This is a genomic window from Streptomyces sp. NBC_00503 (assembly GCF_036346895.1).
Lineage (GTDB): Bacteria > Actinomycetota > Actinomycetes > Streptomycetales > Streptomycetaceae > Streptomyces.
On the sequence record NZ_CP107855.1, the window covers coordinates 5,564,848 to 5,591,016 of the forward strand.

17 protein-coding genes, 1 pseudogene and 1 riboswitch are annotated in these 26,169 nt (G+C 68.6%); of the genes and pseudogenes, 6 read left to right on the top strand and 12 right to left on the bottom strand.

What is annotated here, in order from left to right; genetic code table 11:
• The first annotated feature begins 112 nt into the window (after positions 1 to 112).
• Together OG490_RS25895 and OG490_RS25900 are read left to right on the top strand one after the other, a co-directional pair.
• Positions 113 to 943 (top strand): polysaccharide deacetylase family protein, encoded by an 831-nt coding sequence (locus OG490_RS25895; RefSeq protein ID WP_330298670.1) that lies wholly within the window; start codon positions 113 to 115, stop codon positions 941 to 943.
• Positions 940 to 2,127, top strand: coding sequence for a YncE family protein (locus tag OG490_RS25900; protein WP_330298671.1), 1,188 nt, complete (start codon positions 940 to 942; stop codon positions 2,125 to 2,127). Before OG490_RS25895 ends, OG490_RS25900 begins: the two co-directional genes overlap by 4 nt.
• 69 nt (positions 2,128 to 2,196) lie before the next feature.
• Here OG490_RS25900 and OG490_RS25905 read toward each other — a convergent pair whose 3' ends face one another.
• Positions 2,197 to 3,435, bottom strand: a complete 1,239-nt coding sequence (locus OG490_RS25905) for a cytochrome P450 (RefSeq protein ID WP_330298672.1) — start codon at positions 3,433 to 3,435, stop codon at positions 2,197 to 2,199.
• A complete protein-coding gene (locus OG490_RS25910) occupies positions 3,432 to 4,193 on the bottom strand; it encodes a tRNA-dependent cyclodipeptide synthase (protein WP_330298673.1) in 762 nt (253 codons plus the stop codon). Before OG490_RS25910 ends, OG490_RS25905 begins: the two co-directional genes overlap by 4 nt.
• A gap of 254 nt (positions 4,194 to 4,447) precedes the next feature.
• On the opposite strand from OG490_RS25910, the gene OG490_RS25915 reads away from it, so the two are divergent.
• On the top strand, positions 4,448 to 4,660 hold the full coding sequence (locus tag OG490_RS25915; RefSeq protein WP_330298674.1) for an EF-hand domain-containing protein: 213 nt from the start codon (positions 4,448 to 4,450) through the stop codon (positions 4,658 to 4,660).
• 64 nt (positions 4,661 to 4,724) lie between these two features.
• Here the strand turns inward: OG490_RS25915 and OG490_RS25920 are convergent, their stop codons facing one another.
• The 5 genes and pseudogenes from OG490_RS25920 to OG490_RS25940 all read right to left on the bottom strand — a co-directional run bounded on the left by OG490_RS25920 (position 4,725) and on the right by OG490_RS25940 (position 8,021).
• A complete protein-coding gene (locus OG490_RS25920; protein WP_330298675.1) occupies positions 4,725 to 5,288 on the bottom strand; it encodes a PadR family transcriptional regulator in 564 nt (187 codons plus the stop codon).
• A 102-nt stretch (positions 5,289 to 5,390) separates the two neighbouring features.
• Positions 5,391 to 6,224: an ATP-binding cassette domain-containing protein gene (locus tag OG490_RS25925; protein WP_330298676.1), complete on the bottom strand. Its 834-nt coding sequence runs from the start codon at positions 6,222 to 6,224 to the stop codon at positions 5,391 to 5,393.
• Positions 6,221 to 6,951, bottom strand: a pseudogene (cbiQ, locus tag OG490_RS25930) (cobalt ECF transporter T component CbiQ). The gene OG490_RS25925 and the pseudogene cbiQ overlap by 4 nt, the downstream one beginning before the upstream one ends.
• A 3-nt stretch (positions 6,952 to 6,954) precedes the next feature.
• Positions 6,955 to 7,323 (bottom strand): energy-coupling factor ABC transporter substrate-binding protein, encoded by a 369-nt coding sequence (locus OG490_RS25935; protein WP_330298677.1) that lies wholly within the window; start codon positions 7,321 to 7,323, stop codon positions 6,955 to 6,957.
• On the bottom strand, positions 7,323 to 8,021 hold the full coding sequence (locus OG490_RS25940; RefSeq protein ID WP_330298678.1) for an energy-coupling factor ABC transporter permease: 699 nt from the start codon (positions 8,019 to 8,021) through the stop codon (positions 7,323 to 7,325). Before OG490_RS25940 ends, OG490_RS25935 begins: the two co-directional genes overlap by 1 nt.
• A gap of 29 nt (positions 8,022 to 8,050) precedes the next feature.
• Positions 8,051 to 8,244: riboswitch (cobalamin riboswitch) on the bottom strand.
• A 116-nt stretch (positions 8,245 to 8,360) separates the two neighbouring features.
• Here OG490_RS25940 and OG490_RS25945 point away from each other — a divergent pair.
• Complete coding sequence (locus OG490_RS25945) at positions 8,361 to 9,062, top strand: flavodoxin family protein (protein WP_330298679.1); 702 nt, start codon at positions 8,361 to 8,363, stop codon at positions 9,060 to 9,062.
• A gap of 17 nt (positions 9,063 to 9,079) precedes the next feature.
• Here the strand turns inward: OG490_RS25945 and OG490_RS25950 are convergent, their stop codons facing one another.
• The 3 genes from OG490_RS25950 to OG490_RS25960 all read right to left on the bottom strand — a co-directional run bounded on the left by OG490_RS25950 (position 9,080) and on the right by OG490_RS25960 (position 14,627).
• Positions 9,080 to 9,487 (bottom strand): SsgA family sporulation/cell division regulator, encoded by a 408-nt coding sequence (locus OG490_RS25950; protein ID WP_330298680.1) that lies wholly within the window; start codon positions 9,485 to 9,487, stop codon positions 9,080 to 9,082.
• 256 nt (positions 9,488 to 9,743) lie between these two features.
• Positions 9,744 to 10,058: a hypothetical protein gene (locus OG490_RS25955; RefSeq protein ID WP_330298681.1), complete on the bottom strand. Its 315-nt coding sequence runs from the start codon at positions 10,056 to 10,058 to the stop codon at positions 9,744 to 9,746.
• Between the two features lie 270 nt (positions 10,059 to 10,328).
• Entirely contained in the window at positions 10,329 to 14,627 is a 4,299-nt protein-coding gene (locus OG490_RS25960; RefSeq protein ID WP_330298682.1) for a ricin-type beta-trefoil lectin domain protein, read from the bottom strand.
• Between the two features lie 394 nt (positions 14,628 to 15,021).
• Here OG490_RS25960 and OG490_RS25965 point away from each other — a divergent pair, with 394 nt between their 5' ends.
• Entirely contained in the window at positions 15,022 to 22,281 is a 7,260-nt protein-coding gene (locus tag OG490_RS25965; protein WP_330298683.1) for a polymorphic toxin-type HINT domain-containing protein, read from the top strand.
• Complete coding sequence (locus OG490_RS25970) at positions 22,278 to 22,799, top strand: hypothetical protein (protein ID WP_330298684.1); 522 nt, start codon at positions 22,278 to 22,280, stop codon at positions 22,797 to 22,799. Before OG490_RS25965 ends, OG490_RS25970 begins: the two co-directional genes overlap by 4 nt.
• A 130-nt stretch (positions 22,800 to 22,929) precedes the next feature.
• Here the strand turns inward: OG490_RS25970 and OG490_RS25975 are convergent, their stop codons facing one another.
• Both OG490_RS25975 and OG490_RS25980 read right to left on the bottom strand, forming a co-directional pair.
• Complete coding sequence (locus OG490_RS25975) at positions 22,930 to 24,312, bottom strand: L-serine ammonia-lyase (protein ID WP_330298685.1); 1,383 nt, start codon at positions 24,310 to 24,312, stop codon at positions 22,930 to 22,932.
• A gap of 143 nt (positions 24,313 to 24,455) precedes the next feature.
• Positions 24,456 to 26,114, bottom strand: a complete 1,659-nt coding sequence (locus tag OG490_RS25980; RefSeq protein WP_330298686.1) for an APC family permease — start codon at positions 26,112 to 26,114, stop codon at positions 24,456 to 24,458.
• Positions 26,115 to 26,169: the final 55 nt, after the last annotated feature.

Genomic DNA, 26,169 nt, shown 5'->3' on the forward strand with positions numbered 1-26,169 from the left:
GAGATGGGCCACTGACCTCGTAATCAATGAATAAGTATCGATCGCTATGAGTAAATCGTTGATCACATAGCGGACGGATCCCGTGTGGGGCCGGATTGGTCCAAGGTCCCGAATGGGGTCAATCATCACGTACAGGGGCATCCGCCCCTTAAATGAGCAGGTGCTCTGCTACCCGGACCGCCGATCCGCTCTCCTCGCCGGCGCGGCGGTCGCCGCCGGTGCCCTCACCGCCGCCTGCGGCACGGGCAGCCGTCCGGTGACACCGCCACCCCCCGCGAAGGCCGCCCCGGACAAACCCGCCCCCGCCAAGGCGGCCCCCGCGCCCCGCCGGTTCGCCGGACAGCCCGTGGAGATCGGACACGGTCCCCGCGGCCGCCCGGAGGTCGCGCTGACCTTCCACGGCAACGGCGACCCCGCCATCGCCAAAGCGGTGCTCGCGGAGGCGGAGCGCGCGGGCGCGCGGGTCACCGTACTGGCCATCGGCGCCTGGCTCGACACCCACCCCGAGATGGCCCGCCGGGTCCTCGACGGCGGCCACGAGCTCGGCAACCACACCCAGCGCCACCTCGCGATCAACACCATGCCCGAGGCGGAGGCGTACGCCGAGATCACCGGCTGCGGCGACCGGCTCAAGCGGCTCACCGGGTCCATCGGCACCTGGTTCCGGCCGTCGCAGACCCAGTACGCCACCCCGCTGGTGCGAAAGCTGGCCCAGCGGGCGGGCTACCCGCACGTCCTCTCGTACGACGTCGACTCCCTCGACTTCACCTCGCCCGGTGCCGCGGCCGTCATCCGCACCGTCATCGGCACGATCCAAGGCGGATCGGTGGTGAGCCTGCACTTCGGCTACGCGGACACGGTCGACGCGATGCCACCCCTCCTCGAAGAACTCGCGCGCCGCAAACTGCGTGCGGTGACCACCACGGAGCTGCTGACCCCATGACGACCACCCGCCTTCCCCGCAAGGCCACCGCGCTGCTGGCCGGTCTGGTCCTCGCCGCCCTGGCCGGCTGCGGATCAGCCGACAAGGGACCCGCCGAGGCCCTCGGCTCGAAGGGGCCGGCCGTACCCGCCAAGGCCGTACCGGCCGTGCCGCCGGGCCTGGCCGGGATGCCGCCGCTCCTCGATCCGCACGACGTGTACGCCGCCGACCGGCCGAACAAGCTCTCCCCGGTGGTCAAGGACTTCCCGTCCCGCGTGTACGTGCCGAACACCACCTCCAACACGGTGTCGGTCATCGACCCGGTGACGTACAAGGTCATCGACACCATCCCGGTCGGCGCCCAGCCCCAGCACGTGGTCCCCTCCTGGGACATGAAGACCCTCTGGGTCAACAACAATCGGGGCCACACGCTCACCCCGATCAACCCGGCCACCGGCGAGGCCGGCGCACCCGTAGAGGTGCACGACCCGTACAACCTGTACTTCACGCCCAACGGCAAGTACGCGATCGTCATGGCCTCGATGGACAAGGAACTGGTCTTCCGCGACCCGCACACCATGGACCGGGTCAAGACCGTCCCGGTGAGCTGCTTCGGCGTCAACCACGCCGACTTCTCCGCCGACGGCCGCTACTTCATCGTCAGCTGCGAGTTCTCCGGCGAGCTGCTGAAGGTCGACACCGAGAAGATGGAGGTCATCGGCCAGCAGAAGCTGCCCTTCGAGGGCGCGATGCCGCAGGACGTCAAGGTCTCCCCGGACGGAAAGACCTTCTACGTCGCGGACATGATGGCGCACGGCATGTGGGTGCTCAGCGGCGACAAGTTCGACGAGCCCAAGCTGCTGCCCACCGGCAAGGGCTGCCACGGGCTGTACGTCAGCCGCGACTCCAAGGAGATGTACGTCTCCAACCGCGGCGAAGGGTCCATCTCCGTCTTCGACTTCACCCAGAACAAGCTGACGAAGAAGTGGGAACTGCCGGACGGCGGCAGCCCCGACATGGGCGGCGTCTCCGCCGACGGCAAGGTGCTGTGGCTGTCGGGCCGCTACAACTCCGAGGTCTACGCGATCGACACCGTCACCGGCAAGCAGATCGCCAAGATCCCGGTGGGCGGCGGCCCCCACGGCCTCGCCGTGTACCCGCAGCCCGGCCGCTACTCGCTCGGCCACACCGGCATCTTCCGGTAGGCGCGCAGGTGCCCCGGGAGCTCGTGCGCACGGCTCCCGGGGCACCCTCATGCGTGCCGCGTCCCCGTCTCACCAGGCGACGGGGAGCCGCTCCGGCAGGCGCTTGATGAAGCCGGTGCGCCACACCAGGTTCTCCGCCGGCACCGCGAGCCGCAGCCCGGGCAGCCGCTCGACCAGCACCTCCAGCGCGATCTCGGCGTGCGTCCGGGCGAGGGCGGTCGCCGGGCAGAAGTGCCGGCCGGCGCCGAAGGCGAGGTGGGCGGCCGGGCTCTCGCGCTCCAGGTCCAGCTCGTCGGGGTTCTCGAAGGCCGCCGGGTCGAAGTTGGCACCCTCCAGCAGGACGAGTACGAGCTCACCCTCCCTGATCAGCACGGAGCCGACCTGGACGTCCGCCGTGGCGATGCGCGGCAGGCCGTCGCCCACGGACAGGTTCCAGCGGAGCAGCTCCTCCACGGCCGCTCCCATGCGCTCCGGATGCTCGCGCAGGTACCCGATGAGGTCGGGCCTCTGCAGCAGCGCGAGGATCGCGAGGGTCAGGAACGCGGAGGTGGAGACCGCGCCCGCGCCGAAGAGGGAGACGGCGACCGTCGCGAACATGTCGTCGGTCAGGTGCGCCGACTCCGGATCGGCCGCCTTCAGCCCGGCGAACGTACCGAGGAGCCCCGTGCGCTCCTCGGCGGGCAGCTCGAGCTGGACCCGGAGCCGCTCGGCGAAGTAGCCGACGTCCTTGTACCAGTTGAGCGCCGAGTCGGCGAAGGGCTCGCGCGCGGTCATGAACGCCACGTCCAGCCCCGACATCAGCCGCCGCCAGTCCTCGAACGGCACCCCCAGCACCATGCAGTGCAGGGCCGCCGAGAACGGATCGGCGAACCCCGCCCGCAGATCGGCGGGACCCCCCTCGGCCACGATCCCGTCGAGGAGCTCCCCGGCCACGGCGCGCAGCCGGTCCCGCAGGCCCTTCTGGCGCGGACTGAGCGCCTTCATGACCGCGTCGCGCAGTCCGGCACTGTTGATGTTGCCCATGTTGTTGACGACCTCCGGCGGGATCGTCAGCGCGTACTGGCGCGGTACGCCGGCGTTCGCGGTGTCCCGGAGGCTGAAGCGCTCGTCCTCCAGCACCTGCCTGGCCAGCGCATAGCTGCTCACCAGCCAGGCCGGATCCCCGGTCAGGGTACGGACCTTCGCGACCGGAGCCTTCTCGCGCAGCCAGCCGCACTCCTCGGGGAGCACGTCACCGCGCCGGGAGAGCGGGAAGTCGAGGAGGGGCCCGCCGCCCTGCCCGGCGCCCTCGAGCTGCTCGACGGTCATCGACGGTCCCTTCGGCTGGTGGGGTTCGGGTGGTTCAGATGATTCGTGTCTTTCTGAACTATTTCTTCCGCATCGGGCCTTACGACGGCATAAGCCTGATTCCTGGTCGCGCGCAGTCCTCCACCGCGTGCGAAGAGGACATCCGTCAGCGGCATCTTGACGTGGTAGGCCGCCACCGAGGACGGCACGTCGAGAATGCTCGGGGTGTCGATGAAGAAGGGCAGTTCGGCTGCCATGTAATCGAAACAGACCTGCAACTGCGAGTCCGTAATCGATTCACCTTCCGGCAACTTCGAGCCGACAAAATGCAGGGCCATTTCCTCGCAGCCCTTGCGGAACTCGTCGTCGGTCTCCAGGAAATGCAGAACACGCCGGTGGAGGAGCTGGTAGACGGGATTCGACAGGAACTCCGAAAGTGCCCGTACGCGGATCTCGGTTCCGGGGTTCCCCGATTCCTCGACCCCCTTGAGGATCCTCCGGCGGACCGCCTTTATCTCCTTCGCCGCACGCTTCCCCGCGTGCTCCTCGGTGTAGCCGAAGGCGGCGAACATCCGGTCCACGTGGAGGTCCGCGTAGACGAAGTCCACCTGGGCGAAGCGGGTCGTGGCCCATCGGGCGAGGCTGGTGATGCGCTCGGAGCTGAAGTAGCTGTTTCCAGGACTCACTCCGATGAGCACATGGTCGCCGTCTTCCCAGATATGGCGGCAGGTGCGGGTGAAGGGCAGAACTTCGAATGATGCGTCGACATGGATCGTCATCTGTGTGATCGCCCTTGTTGCCACTAGTCCCTGGGAGCCTTGCGCTCCTGGTGTGGCGGCAATGTCGGTACGTTATGCCGTGGCCCCGGAGCGTGACAAGTGGAAGTCGAAATTGTTGGCGATAAATATAACTTCCACTCTACGGAAAGGTAATTGAATTTCTATCTGCCGCCCGAACGGGACCCGGGGCGGGAGAGGTGTCCGGGGACGGTTACCCTGAGCCGGTCAACAAGCACCAAGAAGGGGTGGACCCAGTGGCGGACATCGAGAGCGCACGGGCGACGTTCGGCAAGTTCGACGCGGACGGCGACGGCTTCGTCACGGCCGACGAGTACAGCGCTGCCATGAAGGCGATGGGTGACGCGTACGTCACCGGCGCGGTCGCGGAAGCCGTGATCGCCGCCAAGGACACCAACGGCGACGGCCTGCTGAGCTTCGACGAGTTCTGGGCCTCCCTGAACAAGTAAGCCCCGCGGGCAGACCCCGCGCCACCCCCGCCCGCCCCCCTGCCGGGGCGGGGCGGGGGACAGGTCAGCCCGAGCCCTCAGCCTCTCCCTCTCCCTCCATGTCCTGCACCTCGGCGAGCGCCTCCTCCAGCCAGGCCAGCCAGAAGCTCTCCAGGGCGATCCCGCCGTGCAGGACGAGCCGGCGCAGCCGGTCCTCGACGGCGTCCCGGCCCGCGGGGAAATCCTTCGCCTCGATGGCCTCGTACTCCGCCAACTGCCCCCGGTGCAGATCGAGATGGCGCCGCAGCTCGCCCCCGAGCCCCTGCGGCCCGACCACGCCCGCCGCCCGGATCCGCAGCAGCAGGGGGTCGCGCATCGGCTTCGGGTCCTGGCTGTCCCCGACCCACCGGGCCAGCTCCGCGCTTCCGGCGGGCAGCACCTCGTACTCCTTCTTCTGCCCCCGCACGGGCACCTCGCTGGGCAGCGCCCGGATCAGCCCGGCGTCCTCCAGCCGGCCGAGCTCCCGGTAGATCTGCTGGTGCGTCGCGGACCAGAAGTACCCGATCGACTTGTCGAACCGCCGCGTCAGCTCCAACCCGGACGAGGGCTTCTCGAGCAGGGCGGTGAGGATGGCGTGCGGAAGCGACATGCGGCCATCCTAGATTCGGGGCAGTTCCAGCACGCCGATCCCGCCGCTCAGAGCGAGGCCCAGACGGGTCCCGTCGAGCCGGCAGTACCTCCAGGGCCGCCCCTACGCCCAGGCGGCCAGCGCGTCCGGGGTTCTCGGGCCGGGGGTACCGGGGTCGAGCAGGCCCCGTGTCCGCAGGAAGGCCGTCACCGCCGGGGACCATGCTGTGCGCAGGCCCGACGCGGTGAGGAGGGGTGGGTCCGAGAGGAGGGATTCCGCCGGGCCCACGCGGATGCCGGACGGGGTCAGGACCGCCGCGTCGTCGGCCCAGCGGACCGCCAGGTCCACGTCGTGGGTGGCCATGACCACCGTGGTGCCGGAGGCCTGGAGTCCTGACAGGACGTCCAGGAGCCGCTCCTGGCCGTCCGGGTCGAGCCCGGCCGTCGGCTCGTCCAGGATCAGCACGCGCGGAGCCATCGCCACCGCACCCGCGATCGCCGCGCGCTTGCGCTGGCCGTAGGACAGGAGGTGGGTGGGGCGGTCCCGGAGCGCGGTGATGTCCAGTGCGGTGAGCGCCGCGTCCACCCGGGCGCGGACCTCGGCCGTCGGCAGGCCGAGGTTCATCGGGCCGAAGGACACGTCCTGTTCGACGGAGGCCGCGAAGAGCTGGTCGTCGGGGTCCTGCACCACCAGTTGGACGGAGGTCCGCAGCCGGGTCAGGCCGGCGCGGTCGTACGCGACCGGCGTGCCGTCGAGCCGCAGCGCGCCCGAACCGGGCCGCAGGCCACCGCTCAGCAGCCGCATCAGCGTGGTCTTGCCGCTGCCGTTGCGGCCCAGCAGGGCCAGCGCCCGGCCCGCCGGGATGGCGAAGTCGACGCCGGTCAGGACGGCCGGGCCGTCCTCGTAGGCATAGCCCGCGCCGGCCAGTTCCACCAGGGGGGTCGCCGATGGGTTCATGGGTGGAGCCCCTTCAGTACGAGGGTCAGGGTGATCAGCGCCGCCAGCAGCCCGGCCGTGGCCGCCAGGAACCGCCACGACAGGGCCGCCTCCGGGACCAGGACCCGCAGCGCGCCGTCGTAGCCGCGACCGGCCAGCCCCGCCTGGAGCTTGGCCGCGCGGTCGAAGGCCCGTACGAAGGAGGTCGCGGCGAGCCCGGCCAGGGAACGCCACACCGCCGCCCGTCCGGTGTGCCCGAGGCGGGCGGCCTGGGCCCGGCGGACCTGGGCCACGGAGTCCAGGAGCAGGAACGTGATCCGGTACATGACCAGGGCCACGTCCACCACGGGCGCCGGCACCCCGGCCCGGACCAGCCGGGGGAGCACGTCGGAGACCGGGGTGGTGAAGGCGAACAGCAGCAGCCCGAGCGAGGCCGCCGAGGTGCGCAGGAGCAGCTCGGCGGCGTGCCGCGGGCCGTCCGGGGCCATGGCGACCAGGCCCTGCGGGCCGCCCACGGCGAACAGCAGCGGCAGCGCCCCCGTGAAGCAGAAGCCGAGCGGGATCCGGAAGGCCCGCCACAGCTGGCGCCCGGCCACGCCCGCCGGGCCGAGGAGCACGGCGAGCGTGGCGGCGGCCACCAGCGGACCGCCGGGCCAGGGCGGCAGGCAGACGGCGGTGACCGTCAGCCCGACCCCGAGCAGGGCCTTCTCCAGCGGCTGCTGTGCGCGGCCACGTCGATCGGCAGCACCGCCTACGACTCCGGGGTGGCGGCACCGGCGCCGGCACCGGCACCGGCACCGGCACCCGTACCGGCGGCGGCCTGGGCGAGGCCCTGGCGGCGGCCCTTGCGGACGCCGAAGTAGTACGCGAGCACGCCCGCGCCCAGCGCCGCCTGGAGGGCGAACAGCGCCGACTCCACCTCCCCGGAGGGGGGTTCGTACAGCGGGGAGAACCACGGCTCGTAGTCCGGCTTGAGCTCGGTGATGGCCGCCTCCGCCTGCGCATCGGCGCCCGTGAAGGGCTCCTCCTTGCCCTCGCCGAGGCCGAGCGCGATCGGGAGCACGGCGAGCGCGGCCACCAGGAGCAGCAGCAGGGTGTTGATCTTCGCGTTCCTGCTCATCAGGCTGCCGCCCCCTGCTTCTCGGTACGGCCGGAGGTCAGCTTCGCGACACCGAGCCGGACCAGGTCCGACTTGCTCGACGCCATCAGCAGCCGCATCACGAGGACGGTCAGCAGCCCCTCGCTCACGGCCAGCGGCACCTGCGTGACCGCGAAGATCCCGCCGAACTTCGCGAGCGCGCCCAGGAATCCGGAGGCCGGGTCCGGGAAGGCCAGGGCGAGCTGCACGCTGGTGACGCAGTAGGTGACCAGGTCCGCGAAGAAGGCGCCGAAGAAGACGGTCACCATCAGCGGGAGGCCGAAGCCGCGCAGCAGCCGGTAGACGGCGTAGCCAGCCCACGGGCCGGCGATGGCCATCGAGAAGACGTTGGCGCCGAGGGTGGTGAGGCCGCCGTGGGCCAGCAGCAGGGCCTGGAAGAGCAGGGTGATGGTGCCGAGCACCGCCATGATCGGCGGCCGGAACAGGATCGCCCCGAGCCCCGTACCGGTGGGGTGCGAGCAACTTCCCGTGACCGAGGGGATCTTCAGGGCGGACAGGACGAACGTGAACGCTCCGGCCGCGCCGAGCAGCAGGGTGCTCTCCGGGTTGGCCTTCACCTCGCGGGTCAGCGAGCGGACGCCGTGGACGACGAAGGGAGCGGACGCGGCGCCCCAGGCGGCCGCGTGCAAGGGGGGCAGAAAACCCTCGGCTATATGCATGAGTGGGGAGACCTCTCCAGCACCTCGTGGATGGACAACGCGCCCCGGCCGGTCTCCTGGCTCACGGGTTGACGTCCTGGCCCCGCCTTCCCGGGCAGCGCGGAACCTCCCGCGCAGCCCAGTGGCTTTCCCGCAGGAGTGGAGCCGGACTTCCCGATCACAGTGGCGAGGGCCGCACCGGTTTCTCACCGGTTTCCCGAACACCAAGGCCCATTGACCCTAGTCGGCCGCCCGGACCGTAACAAACCGGAACCGCACGGACGCGGCCCGCCGACGAACCGGAACCCGTACGGGCGCTCCCCGGTGGCGACCGCGCCCGGGGCCGCCGAGGGTGGTGGCGTGGACTACTCCGACCTCACCGCCGTGTACGTGAACTGCACGCTCAAGCGGTCACCCGAGCCCAGCAACACCGAGGGCCTGATCGCCAGGAGCCGCGCCGTGATGGAGGCGGCCGGCGTCCGCACCTCGCTCATCCGGGCTGTCGACCACGACATCGCCACGGGCGTCTGGCCGGACATGACCGAGCACGGCTGGGAGGAGGACCAGTGGCCGGTGCTCTACAGCCAGATCATGGACGCCGACATCCTCGTCCTGTGCGGCCCGATCTGGCTCGGGGACAACAGCTCGGTGATGAAGCAGGTCATCGAGCGGCTCTACGCCTGCTCCTCGATCCTGAACGAACAGGGCCAGTACGCCTACTACGGGCGCGTCGGCGGGGCGCTGATCACCGGCAACGAGGACGGCGTCAAACACTGCGCCATGAACATCCTCTACAGCCTCCAGCACCTCGGCTACGCGATCCCGCCGCAGGCCGACGCCGGATGGATCGGGGAGGCCGGGCCCGGACCCTCGTACCTGGACCCCGGCTCGGGCGGCCCCGAAAACGACTTCACCAACCGGAACACCACCTTCATGAGCTGGAACCTCATGCACCTGGCGGCCCTGCTCAAGCGCAACGGCGGGATCCCCGCCCACGGCAACCAGCGCTCGCAGTGGGACGCGGGCTGCCGCTTCGACTTCCCGAACCCGGAGCACCGCTGATCCTCACGTGGGACGGCTCACCTGGGCAGCAGGGTGTCCAGCTCGGCGTCGAGGTCGTAGTGGCGGTGCTCCTGGCCGCGCGGGACCATCGTGGTCATCCGCCGGCACAGCTCGCGCACGTCCTTCGAGCGGGCGGACACCACGCAGCCCTGGCTGCCGTTGCTGAAGGCGAGGTAGATCCGCGGTTCGGTGCCCTGCCAGCGCGGCCACACCTGGATGTCGCCCTCCCCGGTGGCGCAGACCTGACCGTCGAGGAGCAGCTCCCGCGAGAACACCCAGTGCGCGAGGTGGAGTCCGGCGCCCTCGAAGTCGAGGGAGACCTCGTAGGGCCGGTCGGAGCGGTACACGAAGACGCCCCGCATCGGAATGGGAGAAGGGGAGGCCTCCAGCTGGAGCGGGAGGACACGGTGTTCTGTGCCGGTCATGGGGGCCGCCTCTCTCTCAGGGGTGGGGGAAACACACCCACTCGGGCAAGTTAGTCCACCCCCGGGCCCCCTCCGCGGGGCAAAGGTCCCATCCGGGAGGGCCCCTCGGCCTTTTTTCTCCCGAACGTGACAAGAACGCGACGAAGCCCGCCCCCGGGAGGGGGCGGGCTTCGTCGCGTCCGACGGGCGCGACGTACGAGTGCATACGACTACGTACGCCTACGCCCTACTGCACACGACTACGCGCGACTACGTCCTACGGGAGGGGGTTGTAGATGAGGGACTCGTGCGAGTTGGACTGCCCGATCGCGGTGAAGCCCGAACCGTTGGACTGCGCGCCGTTGTTCTGGTTGGACGCACCGAAGCCGGAGGCGACCTGCTGAGCGGTGGAGGAGTTGCCGAGGTTGCTGCCGCCTACGCCGCTGCCGAGGATGCCGGCGAGGGCCGCGTTGGACGCGGTCCCGGCCGCACCGGCCCCGTTGTCGGCCTGCGCGACACCGGAAAGCAGCGCGAAGGCGAGGGGGAGCGATGCGACAGCCGCCATCACGCGGATGCTGCGGGTGGTTGCCATGATTGAAGTCCTCCAGTTAAGCAAAAGGGCTGTGGTCCAAGACGGTTGGCCGAACCGCCGGGGGATGCACGCGACGTCGCATCCCCACCCTCGCGCAAGTGATCATCAAGAAACCAGCCCAGACCGCCTTGTTCCCCCTCAAGCGTGATCAACTTCCTCCCAAACCTCACATCCCCCCCAATCTCGAACGCAGTTACTTGCGTAACCCGCCCAAGCGGCGACGGCCGCCGCTCCCGGGTGGGAGGGGCGGCCGTCGCTGTGGTGCAGGGGTCAGGCTGCCGCGTCGTAGCTCGGGACGGGCAGGGGGGCGGTGGACAGGGCGGCTATGGACCAGCGCTGTGCGTCGGACTGGTTGCAGTCCCAGAGCTGGAGCTGGACGCCGTTGGTCGTGTCACCGCGGTTCAGGTCGAGGCAGCGGCCCGAGACCGGGTTGTAGAGGCTGCCGTCGGCGCGGGGCAGGAACTGCTGCGCCGGGTGGTTGTGGCAGACGATGGCCTGGATCAGGGTGCCGCTGGCGGTGCCCGCGTTCACCGCGTCCAGACATTCGCCCTGGATGCGGACGGTGCCGTCGGAGCGGACCTCGAACTTCTGGGCGAGGCCCCCGCTGATCTCGTTGCAGTCCCAGATCTGCACCTTGTCGCCGTCGGACGCCCGGTCCGCGCACTTGGTGGCGGTCGAGGTCAGCGCGATCTTGGTCGTGGCGTCGGTGGCGGTGGGGGCGGCCGCGTACGGGTAGACGGCGAAGTTGCTGATGCCGCCGACGAAGGTGGTGAAGTAGTCCGGCTGTCCGTTGACCTTGTACCGGCCGAAGACCAGCGGGCCGGTCGGAGCCGGGCTGTTGGCGGCCGCGTGGTTGCCGCTGGCGGCGAGGACGCCGTTGACGTAGAGGCTCATCAGGCCGGTGTCGGCGTTGTAGACGGCCGTCAGACGGGTCCAGGTGTTGGGAGTGAACCGCCCTGCGTCGTTGACCTGGCCGGACCAGTCGTACGCCCAGCCGTCGGAGTCGGAGGCGGCCATGGCGAACCGCCACGAGTTGGTGGCCGCGTCGGCGTAGAGGGTGAAGGCGCTGTTGCGGGTGTTGTCCTGGCTGGCGATCAGCCCGCCGCTCGGGCCGGCCTTGGCCCAGGTGGTGATGGTGAAGCTCTTGCGGGTGTCGATGCTGGACCCGGTCGCGGTGATCGTCGCCTGGGCGCCGTTGAAGGCCGCGTACGAGGTGCTGCGCCCGCCGAAGGTCTCAGCGGCGGGGTAGGTGACGCCCGCGGTGGTGGCGGGGTTCGTGTTGCCACCGGCGCTGGGGGTCTTGTTGGCGGCTCCGGTGTTCAGCTTCCACTGGAAGGTGGGGGTGTTGAGGTTGCCCTGGAGGGTCGGAGTCTGATCGATTCCCGTGACGGTGGGGTAGAGCACGCTGGTGCCGTTGGGGGCGGTGCCGGTGCCGTTGAAGGAGACGAGCTGCTGGGTGGTGTCGACGGCCCAGAGGTCGGGGATGTTGTCGCCGGTGAGGTCGCCGTCGGAGCCGACGCGGGGGTAGCGGGCCGGGTCGATCTTGCCCGAGATCACGCCGGCGGCGGGGTCGGCGATCGCGGTGAGGACGGGGGCGTCAGGGGTGCCGCCGGTGATGGTGAAGGCGTGGAGGGTGCCGCCGTCGGTCTTGTTGCGGGCCCACAGGGTCGCGAAGTTGGTGCCCTTGGCGCGGCCCGGGGTGATCAGCTCGTAGCTGTCCCACTTGGTGTCGTTGCCGGAGATCAGGTAGGCGGGGGAGTCGAGCTGGTTGGTGGCGCCGGGGATGCCGAGCCACAGGCGTCCGTTCTCCACCCACAGGAGTGAGGTCTGGGGCAGGGAGTTGGGCAGGCCGGCCTTGCTGTCGCCGGTGATGGAGCCGTAGGCGGCGATCTGGGTGACCTTGGACCAGTCGGTGCCGAAGCCGTAGTCGGCGCAGGTGATGGGGGTGCCGTCGGTCTTGGCGCAGGAGCCGGGCTTGTCCACCTTGTTGGGTGCCTGACCGTCGACGAGGCCGGTGTTGTTGTTGGTGAAGACGTAGAGGTTGGGCTTGCCCGGCTCGTGCGCGAGGAGGTCGTCGACGTTCTTGTAGCCGAGGCTGCCGCGGTGGGTGAGCTGGATGTTGTTCCAGCCGTTGCCGCTCACGCTGGAGCGGGCCAGGGCGACGGGGGAGGCTGCGGGGTCTGCGCCGCCGTTGATCTGGCGGATGTTGCCGGCGGAGTCGGCGAGGACGACGTCGGCCTTCTTGTCACCGTTGATGTCACCGAAGATCGGCGCCGGGCTGTTCGGGTTCGACGGGACGTAGAAGCTGTACGCGACGGGCTGGGACATGTTGCCCGCGTTGTCCTGGGTCTGCAGGTACAGGTAGTTGGTTCCCCAGGCCCGCGGGGTGTAGTTGACGCTGGCCTGGCCGCCCGTGAAGGTCTTGATGATCTGCGGGTCGGTGTCGGTGCAGTTCCAGTCGGAAGCCGCCTTCACCGGGTCCATGGTCCAACGGGCACAGGCCAGGCCGGAGCTACGGGTACTGCCGTTGGTCGGAAGGTTGTCCGCACCGGCGAGGGTGAAGGTGCCCGTCTCGTCGACCTTCTTGGGGTGACCTCCGGTGGTCCCGGAGGCCGGGAAGTCCGTCGAGGTCACGGACGCGGAGGGCGAGGTCCGGTCGACGTAGAAGTAGCAGCGCTCGCTGTCGGCGCTCTGCAGCGTGTCGTCCTGGGTGTTCGCGAACCAGTAGTACTTGTGCCCGTCCGTGAGCGCTCCGAAGTCGGCGGTCACGTCCCCGGAGGACGCCAGCCAGGGGCCGTTGTAGTACTGGGCGCTGTTGTTGTTGTCCTCGTCCACGAGGGCGAAGTTCGACTGGAGCTGGCGCCCGGTGGGGGAGTTGGTGGCGATGGTCACCTTGGTGCTGGAGTTGAGGCCGATCCAGCCCGGGTTGTCCCAGGCGTTCACGGCGCCGGCGGTGCGGCAGGCGGCGTAGGCGGAGGTGGCGGCGAACCCGGGGGTGGGACTGGTGCGGGAGTTGGTGATGGTGGGGCGGCGGTCGTACGTCACGGTGACGTGCGGGCTGTTGCTGAACCGCTGCCGGTAGTACATGTTGCCTTCGTCGTCCGGCGCGAAGCCGAACGTGAAGTGGGGCCACTGGTCCCGCGCGGCGGCCTTCATCTGGCTGGTGACGTCGTACTGGACGTCACCCGTGCCGGAGATGTTGATGCCACCGATCTTGAAGCAGTTGCCGCCCATGCGCGAGTTCTTGTCGCAGGGCTGGTTGTTCCAGGTGGTCGGGTTGTTGATGGGGCCGGTCTGGTAGAGGCCCATCGGGGTGGACGTGCTGGGGCTTGAGGAGGAGACGACGGTGGCGTGGAGCCGGGCGTCGATGACCTCGGCGCCGTAGAACACCGAGTTGATGCCGACCTGGAAGTACGCGCGCGTGCGGCCCTTGATGGGGCAGTTCGAGTAGCCGCAGTAGCCGGCGGCCGGGGTGTTCTGGCCGTCCGAGGTCCCGTTGAACTCATTGGTGTCGGGATACGCCTCCTGGACCTGCGACCAGGCGCGCGTGGTGTTGTCGGCGGAGGGGTTGACGCCCGGGTCGATGTACCAGGGGCCGGTGCCCTGGCCGAGGAGGGAGGTGTCTGGGGTCAGGTCGATGCCGGTGGCGTCGGTCTTGACGGCGATGGGCTTGACGTTGGCGGTGTCGCCGGGGCCGTCGGCGCTGGACGCTGCCACCGCGTCGGCGGCAGGGGCCGGGGCGGCCTGGGGGGCGGCGTCGGCTCCGCTGACGGTGGCGGACTTACTGGCCTTCGCGCCGCTCCGGGGGGCTGCGGCGGCTTCGGGTATGTCCGTCTTCGTGGAGTCCCACATGAAGGAGGTGGGGCTTGTGAAGCGTGCCTTGCCCTGTCCGTCCTTGAAGGTGATGTTCCCGGCGGCGTCGGCGGAGGTGTTCAGTCCCGGGGCATCGACACCGAGGCGGATCTTCTTCAGAGCCGGGTTGGCGGCGGCCGCCGCCGTACGCACGATCAGGACCTGGCTCCAGCCGCCGAGCTGAGTCGCCGTCAGGCGCAGGTCGACATCGGGCAGGACGTTCTCGTAGAGCGCGTCATTGCCGTCGAGCTTCGGCTTGGGCAGCTTGAACGGCGCCTTGAAGGCCAGCTTCTTGCCATCGCCGGTCGTCATCGTGGCCATCGGCCCGCTGTCGCCGCCGGAAATGCTCAGTGCGGAGGGAACGACCGCCGGGGATATGGTGCCGTCGGCGTTGGCCTTGAGGGTGGTGTCGATCGCGCGCCAGGAGCCGTTCGCCTGCTTCACCCGTTCCGGGGCCGACGCGGTGTCGACGGTGAGCGTGCCGGCGGGGTTGGCGAACGTCTGCGAGTCGGTGGTAGTCAGATGGTCGACTGCCACCGGCTTGCCCGTACTCTTTGCTTTCGCCAACGCGGCGTCAACAGCCTTCTGCTGGGCGGTGGGTGCAGGCTTGGCCCCGGGCTTCGGCGCCGGGATCGCCGACCCGGCCGCGAAGGCGTCCGGGGCGGTGATCAGCCCGGCCCCCAGGGACAGCACAGCTGCGCCGATGACGGGAAGCATCGCGGCTGCGGATGACCGCCGACGCCGGAGGGCCCCCGAGCCCGGCCTGGGTTCGAGTGAGAAAGGTGATGGCCTCATGGGCGGAGGTCCTCGCAATGTGCGTCGGTGAACGAAGGTCACGCGCACGGTGCTTGGTGTCGGCGAATCTGTCAACGGTTTGTTGGACCCGTATGTCTTGTTGATGCCTTTAAATGCGGCATTGGCTGTCAAGTGGGATTGATCATGTAGGGAATCTTTAAGTCGAAGCTGTGTGAATAGATCACTCCCTCCTTAGGGTGCGGTTGTCCGGACTCTGTCAAAACCGGACTCTTTCGTTCCTTTTTGTGGGGGGATTTTGTTGTCTCGTCAAAGTGGCCTGTTCTCGCGCGTGCGCGCGAGACGGCCACGTGTCGCGATGGTCGCCGTGCTCGCGGTGCTCATCTCCGGCCTGGGCTTGCCCGCGGCCGAAGCGGCGGCGAAGCCGCCGAAGGTGTGGGTGCCGCCGAATACGGCGCTCCCGCAGACCAAGCCCGTAAAGGGCTCGAATGCCAAGCCGGTCGACGCGAAGGCCCCGGCGAGCAAGCCGTGGTCCCTGGACGCGAAGGCAAAGGCTCCGGCCGGCTCCGCGACCGTTCCGCTCGGCACCTCTGGCTCGCCGACGACCGCGACCGGCTCCAAGTCGGTCCAGGCCGGTGCCCTGCCCGTGTGGGTGGCTCCCGCGAAGGGCCCGAACCGCTCGGCGAAGTTGTCGGAACTCGCCACCTCTGGCTCCGCACCCGGTGAGGGTTCGCTGCGGGTCGAGGTGAAGGACGAGGCGAAGACGCGTGCGGCTGGTGTCTCGGGTGCGCTCGTAGCTCTGACCGATGCGGCGGGTTCGGCTGCTTCGGGCAAGGTGCAGGTCGGCTTCGACGTGTCGGCGTGGTCGAAGACCACGGGCGCGAACTGGGGCGACCGTGCACGTGTGGTGCGGCTGCCCGACTGCGCGCTGACGACTCCTGGTGCGGCGGGCTGTACGTCCCGTACTCCGGTCGCGTCGCACAAGGATGCGTCGGGTCGTCTGGTGGCGGAGGTCGATGCGCCGAAGACGGCCGCGGCTGCTCCGAGTCTGCTGAAGTCCTCGGCGGGCGCGCAGTCGGCTCCCGCGGCGGCTCCGCAGGTGCTGGCGCCGCAGGCGGTGGCGCTTGCGGTGGAGGCGGGTCCGTCGGGTGCGAGCGGTGACTACACCGCGACTCCGATCGCGCCTTCGATGTCCTGGCAGGCTGGTTCGAACGCGGCGAACTTCACTTACGGCTACACCGTAGAGGTCCCGTCCTCCATCGCGGGGGCCGGTCCCAGCGTGGGTCTGGGCTACGATTCCTCGTCCATCGATGGCCGTACGGCGTCGACGAACGCGCAGGCCAGTGGCTTTGGCGAGGGCTGGGACTGGAGCCCCGGCTCCATCTCCCGTTCTTACAAGGGCTGCAAGGATGCGGGCATCGCCGAATCCGGCGATGAGTGCTGGGCGGGCGACATCCTGTCGCTGTCGCTTGCGGGTCACGCGGGTCAGATCGTCCGTGACGACACGACATGCGTCTACCACCTTCAGGGTGAGGACGGGACGAAGATCGAGCGTCTGACCGGGCAGCGGAACGCTGCTTGGAAGGGCGAGGGTTTCAAGGTCACCACGACCGACGGGACCCAGTACTACTTCGGCGCCAACCGTCTCCCCGGTGGTGACGGCACCGACCCCGAGGCCAAGTCCGTCTCCACGGTCCCGGTGTACTTCAACAGCGGTCAGGACAAGTGCCTGGGCGCGGATACTCCCGCGAACGGTTCGTGGCAGCAGTTGGGCTGGCAGTGGAACCTCGACTACGTCGTGGACCCGCACCAGAACCTGGTCACCTACCGCTACGAGCAGGAGGACAACTACTACGGGCGTGGCGGCGGCCAGAACAACGGCACCGGCACGAACACCAAGTACCAGCGCGGCTCCTACCCGACCTGGATCGGCTACGGCCAGCGACTGCCCGACCAGATCGCCGCGAAGGGCGCGGCCAAGCCGGCCGCCCAGGTCACGATCACCAACGCCGAGCGCTGCGTTGCGGCGGGTGCGATCACCTGTGATCCCGCTCAGCGTGTGAAGGCGAACGCCAAGTCCTGGCCGGACACCCCGATCGACCAGGAGTGCCAGGCCACGGGTCAGTGCCTGAACCTCTCCCCGACCTTCTTCACGACGAAGAAGTTCCCCCAGATCTACACCGAGGTGTGGACGGGCACGGCATGGACCAAGGTCGACACCTACGACCTGACGCAGTCCTTCCAGGACCCGGGTGACGGCACGTCCCCGACCCTGTGGATCGACAAGATCGAGCGGACGGGTTCGAACGGCAAGACGGCGATCAAGCTCCCTGCCGTGTCGTTCCAGGCGACCCAGTTCCCCAACCGCGTCGATGGTGTGGTCCGGCGCCCGGATGGTACGGACGCCTCGGCGCCGAGCTACCGTCGTCCGCGGATTCAGACGATCACCACCGAGACCGGTGGCCAGATCAACGTCGCCTACAAGGCCCCCGAGTGCTCGCGTCTCGCGGGAACGATGCCGTCCTCGGAGGACGGCAACACGATGGCCTGCATGCCGGTCAAGTGGTACCTGCCCGGCCAGTCCTTCGCGGACCCGGTCAACGACTGGTTCAACAAGATCGTCGTCCAGTCCGTCACCCAGCAGGACAAGGTCGGCGGCCAGGTCTCCACGGTCACGGACTATGAGTACGGCGGCGGTATCGCCTGGCACCGCAACGACTCCGAGTTCACCGACCCCAAGACCCGCACCTGGGACCAGTTCCGCGGCTTCGCCACGGTGACGACCCGCACCGGCAACGGCAACGCCTCCGAAGCCCCGCGCACCAAGAGCGTCACCACTTACCTGCGCGGCATGGACGGCGACGTCCTCGCCAACGGCTCCACGCGCAGCGTCAACGTCGCAGATGCGCAGGGCGGCAGTATCAAGGACGAGCAAGTCCTCTCGGGCTTCGTCCGCCAGAGCGAAACCTACGACCGTGACGGCGGCGCCGTCGTCTCGGACGAGGTCACCACGCCGTGGATCGGCCCGGTCACCGCGACCCGTGCCCAATCCGCCGGCATGCCAGCCATCACCGCCCGCGCGGTCAACACGGCCAAGGTCACCAGCCGCGCGAAGCTCGCCAACGGCACCTGGCGCACCGGCGAGCGGTCGTCGACGTACGACACCACGCTCACGACGCGTCCGCTCCAGGTCGACGACAACAGTGACATCTCGCGCACGGACCGGCGTCTGTGTACCACCTTCGAGTACCCGACCGGCCCGGGCGGGGCGGTCACCGAGCTCGCCTCCCGCACCCTGGTCATCTCCGGCGTCTGCGGTCAGACGCCGAACGCCGCGAACACCGTCGGCGACACCCGCTCGTACTTCGACGGGCTCGCCTACGGCAAGGTCGGAGCCACGGCTGACGGCACGGGTACCGAGGTCCTGGAGAAGTACGACGCGACCGGAAAGCCGGTCTACCGTCTCAACTCCACCTCCACCTACGACGCCTACGGCCGAGTCACCAGCAACACCAACAAAACCCGCAAGGACGCCGCTCACCCGGGTGGAGCGGTCACCACGACCGCATACACCCCGGCCACCGGCGTGCTGCCCAACAGCATCACGCACACCAACCCGCTGGGTTGGAAGTCGACCACCACCCTCGACATCGGCCGCTCGCAGCCGCTGAAGACCACCGACGAGAACAACCACGTCGCCGAGCGCACGTATGACGCGCTCGGGCGGGTCGTGAAGATCTGGCAGCCCGGTCAGGACTCCACGAAGGACCTCCCGGTCCGCAAGTACTCGTACGCGATGAACGGCACCAACGCGCCGTCCACCGTTCTGAGCCAGGCGCTCATGAACGACAACTCCTACACGTCCTCGTACTCCATCTACGACGGCCTCGGCCGGGTCCGCCAGACCCAGGCCAGCACCCCCTCGGGCGTGGCCGGCCGGATGATCACGGACGCCCTGTTCGACTCCCACGGCTACCAGGTCAAGACCAGCGCCGCCTACTACACTGACCAGGGCTCGCCTTCTGGGGCGCTGTTCCTGCCCAATGGCGGGGTCCAGCCCGACAGCAAGATCCCGGCCCAGACCGTCCAGGTCTTCGACGGCCTCGGCCGCGTCACCGACTCCGTCTCTCAGTCCTTCGGCGTGGAGCAGTCCCGCTCCAAGACCGAGTACCCGGGAGTGGACGAGGTCCGCACGATCCCGCCGGCCGGCGGTTTCGCCACGGCGGCCATCACCAACGGCCTCACCTCGATCCTGCGCCAGTACAAGGCCAACACGCCCACCGGTACTTACGACGAGACCACGTACGTCTCCAACACCCAGGGCCAGGAGCTGTCGCGGAAGGACTCCGCCGGCAACGAGTGGACCTTCACCTACGACCTCCTCGGCCGTCCGGTGAAGACCACCGACCCCGACGCGGGCATCAGCACCACGGCCTACGACGACAGCAAGAACCTCGTCACGGCCACGGACGCCCGCGGCAAGAGCGCGACCACGGTCACGGACATCCTCGGCCGCGCCCTGGCGACCTATGAGGGCACGGCGATCGACCCGGCCAAGCAGGTCGGCGCGTTCACTTACGACACCCAGGCGCTGGGCAAGCCCGACACCACCACCCGCTACGTGGGCGGCAAAACGGGCGACGCCTACGTTACGGAGGTCACCGGCTACGACGGCGGCTACCGCCCCCTCGGCACCAAGGTCACCATCCCGACAGCCGAAAAGGAACTGGCTGGCACCTACCAGACCACCAACACCTACGACGCATACGGGCAGCTGAAGACGGCCGCCCTTCCCGGCGTTCCCAAGGCCGGACTCGGCGTCGAGACACTGACCTTCGGTATCGACGTCGCGGGTAACCTCACCTCGCTCGGTGGGAAGATCGGCCTCGCCAAGACGCCGTACCTCGTGGACATGCGCTACGACCCCTACGGCCGCCCGATCCGCACCACCGTCGGCGACACCGGCATGCAGGTCGTGACCACGACCGACTACGACGCCAGCAGCGGCCGCGCGGTCCGCTCGACGCTCGACAAGCAGACCGCCGCGACCGCGAGCGTCGACGTCCTGGACTACACCTACAACAAGGTCGGCGATCTCACCTCGATCGGTGATACCCAGGACGGCACGGCCCGTGACCTGCAGTGCTTCACGCACGACTACCTGGGACGGCTGACCCAGGCCTGGACCGACACAGGTACCCAGACCACGGCCCCCCAGCCCAGCGTGCGCGGTATCGGCGGCTGCACCAACGCCACCGGCCCCGCGGTCGACGGCGCGGGCAAGCCCAGCGTCGGTGGCCCGGCTCCGTACTGGCAGCAGTACACCTACGACAACCTCGGCAACCGCAAGAAGCTGGTCAAGAAGGACATCACCGGCAACGCGGCCAAGGACACGACGGTCACCCAGACCTTCGGCACCGGTCCCAACACCCCTTCCACCGACCCGAAGACGGGCGGCGGAACGGGCGGCCCGCACGCGCTGATGACCTCCACGGAAACCAGCACCGCCGGGGGCACCAAGGTCACCTCCTACACCTACGACGCGGGCGGAAACACCGCCTCCGTCACCAACACCTCGGGCACGAAGGCTCTGACCTGGAACGGCCAGGGCAAGCTCGACAAGATCGTCGGCACGAGTGAGAGCGCCGGCACCAGCTACCTCTACGACACCGGTGGCAACCAGCTCATCCGCCGCGACCCCACCAGCACCACCCTCAACCTCGGCACCGACCAGATCACCCTGGACACCGCCAGCGGCAAGGTCACCAACGTCCGCACCTACGGGGCCCCCGGCGGTCTCTCCATCACCCGCACCACCAGCACCACCAGCGGCTCCACGCTCACCTACCAGAGCTCGGACCACCACGGCACCGGCGGAGTCCAGTTCAACGCCTCCGACCTCGCCCACATCCGCCGCCCGGCCGACCCCTTCGGCAACGAGCGTGGCACTCAGCCCGCTCCCGGCGCCTGGGCCACCGACAAGGGCTTCGTCGGCGGAACCAAGGAGAAAGCCACCGGCTTCACCCTCCTCGGCGCCCGAGAGTACGACCCCACCACAGGCCGCTTCGTCAGCCCCGACCCCGTCATCAATGCGGGCAACCCGCAGCAGTGGAACGCGTACTCCTACTCCGAGAACAACCCCGTCAACAAGTCCGACGCGACGGGCCTGGAGAGCTGTTTCGGAGCCGGGTACTGCTCGGGCAGCAACGGCACGGACAGCGGCTCCACATACGACCCGGATTGGTACGCAAAGCACCCCGGAAAGTCCGATGACGACGGCCCGTCCGACACGGAGCTGAAGGAATCCACGAAGAAGGTCTCCGACGCCAAGAAGAAGCGCGACCATCTCATCGACGAAGTCGTCGACATCGTCGGCGACCTGATCGGATACAACGACGCCCGAGACTGCTTCACCAAGGGCGACGTCATGGCCTGCATCAACACGGCCCTGAACTTCGTCCCCTGGGGCAAACTCTTCAAGGCCGTCAAAATCGGCATCAAGGCCTTCAAGATCTACAAAGAAGTAAACAAGGCCTACGACGCCATCCATGAAGCCGAACGCGGAGCCGCAAAGGCCGCCGAGGCCTACAGCACAGCTAAAAAGGCGTTCAAGGAAGCCCGGGAAGCCGAAGCCAAGGCAGCCCAAGCAGGAGCAGAGAAAGCCGGCAAGGAAACAGCCAGCGACGCCGCAGGAACGGAAAGCCATGCGGCCAGGGAAGGCACCGACGCCGAAGTAAGCGGCGCGGGCTCTGACGCACCGGCATACCCGACGTGCAACAGCTTCCCCTCCGGCGTTCAGGTCCTGATGGCCGACGGGTCCGCGAAGTCCATCGAGGACGTCAAGGACGGCGACGTGGTCATGGCCACCGACCCGCAGACCGGCGAAACCCGGCCCAAGACCGTCACCACCACCATCACCACCCCCGACGACAAGGACTTCACCGACCTCACCCTCACCGACGAGGCAAGCCCCCGCGGCCCGCCGGCGAAGATCACCTCCACCTACCACCACCCCTACTGGAGCGAAACCCGCCACCAGTGGGTCGACGCCGGCGAACTCACCACCGGCGAACAACTCCGCCAGCCCAACGGCACCACCCTCACGGTCGCGGCAAAGCACAACTACCCCTACGCCGTCACCACCCACAACCTCACCGTCGACGACTTCCACACCTACTATGTCGTCGCAGGCGGCACGTCGGTATTGGTCCACAATTGCAACGTCACGGTGTACCGGGCCCAGAAGGCCGGTGGGCACAGTGAGCGGATCCACATCGGCGCCGACGGGAGCGTCACGATGAGTGGTGAAAAGATGATCCACGTCAATATGAGCGGTAATATCGCGCACACCGAGCAATTCCGTGGATCGGGGAGCCAGATCGTGGCTTTCGACGTTCCGAAGGAGTTCCTCGACAAGGTCCGCGCCGCAGCCGTCGATCAGCGTCGGAGGGGTCCCAGTCGACGAAAGTGGAACATCGCATCCGCGGGCAAGCCTCAGATCGATGATCCGCACGTGGCAGATGACCTTTACGGCATCCCCGCAGACATGTTCGACGGGGAGAACTTCTCCGCGTTCATTGAGGCCGTGGTTCCTGGCTCCGGGAGAGTGATTCGGTGACGTCATCTGCTGAACTCGCCAGAATCGTCAGCCGTCCCGACGTATTCCCGAACGACCTGTTGTCGGCGTTCTACATCGAGGTGGAGGCGTGGAACGAGGCGGAGGCTTTCGGGCGGCGGCTGCGGGAGTTGGTCAGGGCCGGCGTCAAGGCCGAATTGGAGGCCGACTTCAAGGCTGAGACCATCTCGGAGGCCGACGTGCCGGCTTGGGCTGCCGATGCCTGGAACCACGCGGCTGCGAGGTACGCGGCGCATCGGGGTGATGAGGAGTGGACAGTTCAGGACCTCCTGTATTCATTCGAGCCGGGCCAGCGGGCTTGGTCCTGGTGGGATGTGACGGCAGTATCCGGAAATACTGTGTGCATGTGGATTGATTCGGAAGAAGAGCCGGTCTTCGGCTGCGAGGAGCTGCGGTGGATGGCCTATGCGGCCGGTGCGCGGTCAGTGGTTGGACCGTTGTTGCGGGAGGCCGGTGAGTGGGAGCGGTCGGCGAGTCTCGGTAGCGAGGTCTTGCCGTGATTCCGCCACTCCATTCATGAGTAGCTCGGACATTTCCCAGCTGCTCCTCTGATCCCGGAAAACCCGATGGGGCGTGACTCGAAGAGTCACGCCCCATCGGCGTTGATCCGGGATCAGGAAGGCGTCGGCATCAGCACTCGATGACGTTGACCGCCAGGCCGCCTCGGGCGGTTTCCTTGTACTTGACCTTCATGTCGGCGCCCGTCTCCTTCATGGTCTTGATGACCTTGTCGAGGGAGACCTTGTGGGTGCCGTCGCCGCGCATGGCCATCTTGGCTGCCGTGACGGCCTTGACCGCTGCCATGCCGTTGCGTTCGATGCAGGGGATCTGGACGAGGCCGCCGACCGGGTCGCAGGTGAGGCCGAGGTTGTGTTCCATGCCGATCTCGGCCGCGTTCTCGACCTGCTCCGGGGTGCCGCCGAGGACCTCGGCGAGGGCTCCGGCCGCCATCGAGCAGGCCGAGCCGACCTCGCCCTGGCAGCCGACCTCGGCGCCGGAGATCGAGGCGTTCTCCTTGAAGAGCATGCCGATCGCGCCCGCGGCGAGGAGGAAGCGGACCACGCCGTCCTCGTCCGCGCCCGGCACGAAGTTCATGTAGTAGTGCAGGACGGCGGGCAGGACCCCCGCCGCGCCGTTGGTGGGCGCGGTGACGACGCGGCCGCCGGCGGCGTTCTCCTCGTTGACCGCCATCGCGTAGATCGTCGCCCACTCGCTGCGGTGCATCATCGGGTCGCCCTCGGTGCGCAGCTGGCGCGCCGTGGAGGCGGCCCGGCGCTTGACCCGCAGGCCGCCGGGGAGGATGCCCTCGCGGGACATGCCGCGCGAGACGCAGGACTGCATGACGCGCCAGATTTCGAGGAGACCTTCGCGGATCTCGTCCTCGGTGCGCCAGGCCTTCTCGTTCTCGAGCATCATCGAGGAGATCGACAGGCCGGTCTCGTTCGCGAGGCGGAGCATCTCGTCGCCGCTGCGGAACGGGTACTTCAGCGGGGTGTCGTCGAGCTTGATCCGGTCCTCGCCGACCGCGTCCTCGTCCACGACGAAGCCGCCGCCGACCGAGTAGTAGGTCTTCTCGAGGAGGGGGTTGCCCGTGGCGTCGTACGCGAAGAGGGTCATGCCGTTCGCGTGGTACGGGAGGGACCTGCGCCGGTGCAGGATCAGCTGGTTCGGCTCGTCGAAGGCGATCTCGTGCGCATCGGCTATTTCCGTGCCCAGCAGCCGCAGGCGGCCCGTCTTGCGGATGCGCTCGACCTCGTCGTCGGCGGTCTCCACGTTCACGGTGCGGGGGGAGTGGCCTTCCAGGCCCAGCAGGACGGCCTTGGGGGTGCCGTGGCCGTGGCCGGTGGCACCCAGCGAGCCGAAGAGCTCGGCGCGTACGGAGGCGGTCTGGGCGAGGAAACCATCCTTCTTGAGCCGGGTCACGAACATGCGTGCGGCACGCATCGGACCGACGGTGTGGGAGGAGGAGGGACCGATGCCGATCGAGAAGAGATCGAAGACGGAGATGGCCACGGTTGCGGACTCCTATGTCTGCTCGTGGGTGGAAAGCGGGGCAGGAGGGGTGGAGAGGGGTGATCTGCGGATTTTGTCCGGCAGCTGAGCTTAACGCGGTGAGGTGAACAGCTCGGCCGCCGGACGGGTCGGGAAGGGGATGCTCAGGCGTGGGTCAGTTCGCGCTCCGGTGCGTCGGCCGCGTCGGACTCCCCGGCGGGGGCGTCGGCGGCGTCCAGGACCGGGTCGGGGCCCGGCAGGCCCGCGTAGTGGGCCTTGACGCCGGACCGTACGGCCCAGAAGTAGAAGCCCAGGGCCGAGAGGCCCACGACGGCGATGTCCACGCCGCCGGGGATGACCCCGTGGCCGCCGAATTCCTTGCTGCCGAGCGCCGACAGCGTGCCCAGCCACAGCAGGAAGGCGATCATCCACCAGGCCGGGGCGAACTGCTTGGCCAGGTTCTTCTCGCCCTTGCGCTTGAGCACCACGGCCGCGATCGGGGCGGCGACCAGGGTGAGCAGCACGACCTTGCCGGTGTCGGGCCACTTGGACCAGTACAGGGCGCAGGCGGCGAAGGCGAAGGTGATCGGGCAGAGGATCTTGGCCGCCGGGAGCCGGAAGGGGCGCGGCAGCTCGGGCTTGGTCCTGCGGAAGACGCCGACCGCGATCGGGCCGATCAGGTACGAGACCACCATCGCGGCGGAGACCACGCTGGCCAGGGCCTCCCAGCTGTGGCCGACGGTGACCAGGAGCAGGATCGAGAAGCCGAGGTTGAGCCACATGGCGGGACGGGCGGTGCCGTACTTGGGGTGCACCTCGCGGATCTTCTTCGGGAAGAAGCCGGTGTCGGCGAGGTTCTGGGCCATGTACGAGGCCGAGGCGACGTTGCCGATGTTGGCTCCGGACGGGGAGATGAAGGCGCCGAACTGGAGCATGGTGACGACCCAGTGCAGCATCAGCATCTTGGCGAGGTCGGCGAACGGCGAGGAGAAGTTGATGCCGCTCCAGCCGCCGGCCTCGGCCAGCTTCTCCGGCGGGACGCCGCCGATGAAGGCGATCTGCAGGGCCAGGTAGATGACCAGGCCGAGGGAGAGCGCGCCGACCAGGGCGAGCGGGATGGCACGGCCGGGGTTCTTGGCGGCGCCGCCGAGGTTGACGACGGCCTGGAAGCCGTTGAAGGCGAAGACCACGCCGGAGGTGGTGACGGCGGTCATGACGGCGGACCAGCCGTTGGGCGCGAAGCCGCCGTGGTCGGTGAAGTTGCCGGTGTGGAAGCCGGAGGCGATCAGGGCGATGACAGCGAGCACCGGGATGGCGAACTTGACCAGGGTGAGCAGGTTGTTCGCCTTGGCGAGCAGGGCCACCGACCAGTAGCAGGCCAGCCACAGCGCCACGGTCAGGAAGAGGGCCATGGCCATGCCGGAGGTGGTCAGGCCGCCGTTCTCCACCAGGCCCTTGGCCCAGCCGAAGTTCCAGGAGGACATGTACTGCGTACCGGCGATGGACTCGATCGGGATCAGCGCGGCGATGGCGATCCAGACCGCCCAGCCGGTGATGAAGCCCAGCACCGGCCCGTGCGAGATGGTGCCGAAGCGGGCCATCGAGCCGGGCAGCGGGTAGGCCGCGCCCACCTCCGCGTACGACATGGCGATCATGCCGATGAAGACGGCGCCGATGACCCAGGCGATGATGGCCGCCGGACCGGCGACCGCGGCCGCCTGGCCCGCTCCGAAGAGCCAGCCCGAGCCGAAGATCGAGCCGAGCCCGATCATGATCAGGGCGAAGAGACTGAGTCCCTTCTTATTGGCCGCGCTCATGTCCATGAGGTGTGGTGTCCGTCCTGCCAGGGGTGCGGGTCATGCCTTTATCCAGAGCCTA

What these genes read in the sequence shown, in the direction of transcription:
- OG490_RS25895 (WP_330298670.1), top strand. Translation starts at nt 113, where the DNA reads ATGGGGTCAATCATCACGTACAGGGGCATCCGCCCCTTAAATGAGCAG.
- OG490_RS25900 (WP_330298671.1), top strand. Translation starts at nt 940, where the DNA reads ATGACGACCACCCGCCTTCCCCGCAAGGCCACCGCGCTGCTGGCCGGT.
- OG490_RS25905 (WP_330298672.1), bottom strand. Translation starts at nt 3,435, where the DNA reads ATGACCGTCGAGCAGCTCGAGGGCGCCGGGCAGGGCGGCGGGCCCCTC.
- OG490_RS25910 (WP_330298673.1), bottom strand. Translation starts at nt 4,193, where the DNA reads ATGACGATCCATGTCGACGCATCATTCGAAGTTCTGCCCTTCACCCGC.
- OG490_RS25920 (WP_330298675.1), bottom strand. Translation starts at nt 5,288, where the DNA reads ATGTCGCTTCCGCACGCCATCCTCACCGCCCTGCTCGAGAAGCCCTCG.
- OG490_RS25925 (WP_330298676.1), bottom strand. Translation starts at nt 6,224, where the DNA reads ATGAACCCATCGGCGACCCCCCTGGTGGAACTGGCCGGCGCGGGCTAT.
- OG490_RS25935 (WP_330298677.1), bottom strand. Translation starts at nt 7,323, where the DNA reads ATGAGCAGGAACGCGAAGATCAACACCCTGCTGCTGCTCCTGGTGGCC.
- OG490_RS25940 (WP_330298678.1), bottom strand. Translation starts at nt 8,021, where the DNA reads ATGCATATAGCCGAGGGTTTTCTGCCCCCCTTGCACGCGGCCGCCTGG.
- OG490_RS25950 (WP_330298680.1), bottom strand. Translation starts at nt 9,487, where the DNA reads ATGACCGGCACAGAACACCGTGTCCTCCCGCTCCAGCTGGAGGCCTCC.
- OG490_RS25955 (WP_330298681.1), bottom strand. Translation starts at nt 10,058, where the DNA reads ATGGCAACCACCCGCAGCATCCGCGTGATGGCGGCTGTCGCATCGCTC.
- OG490_RS25960 (WP_330298682.1), bottom strand. Translation starts at nt 14,627, where the DNA reads ATGCTTCCCGTCATCGGCGCAGCTGTGCTGTCCCTGGGGGCCGGGCTG.
- OG490_RS25965 (WP_330298683.1), top strand. Translation starts at nt 15,022, where the DNA reads ATGGTCGCCGTGCTCGCGGTGCTCATCTCCGGCCTGGGCTTGCCCGCG.
- OG490_RS25980 (WP_330298686.1), bottom strand. Translation starts at nt 26,114, where the DNA reads ATGGACATGAGCGCGGCCAATAAGAAGGGACTCAGTCTCTTCGCCCTG.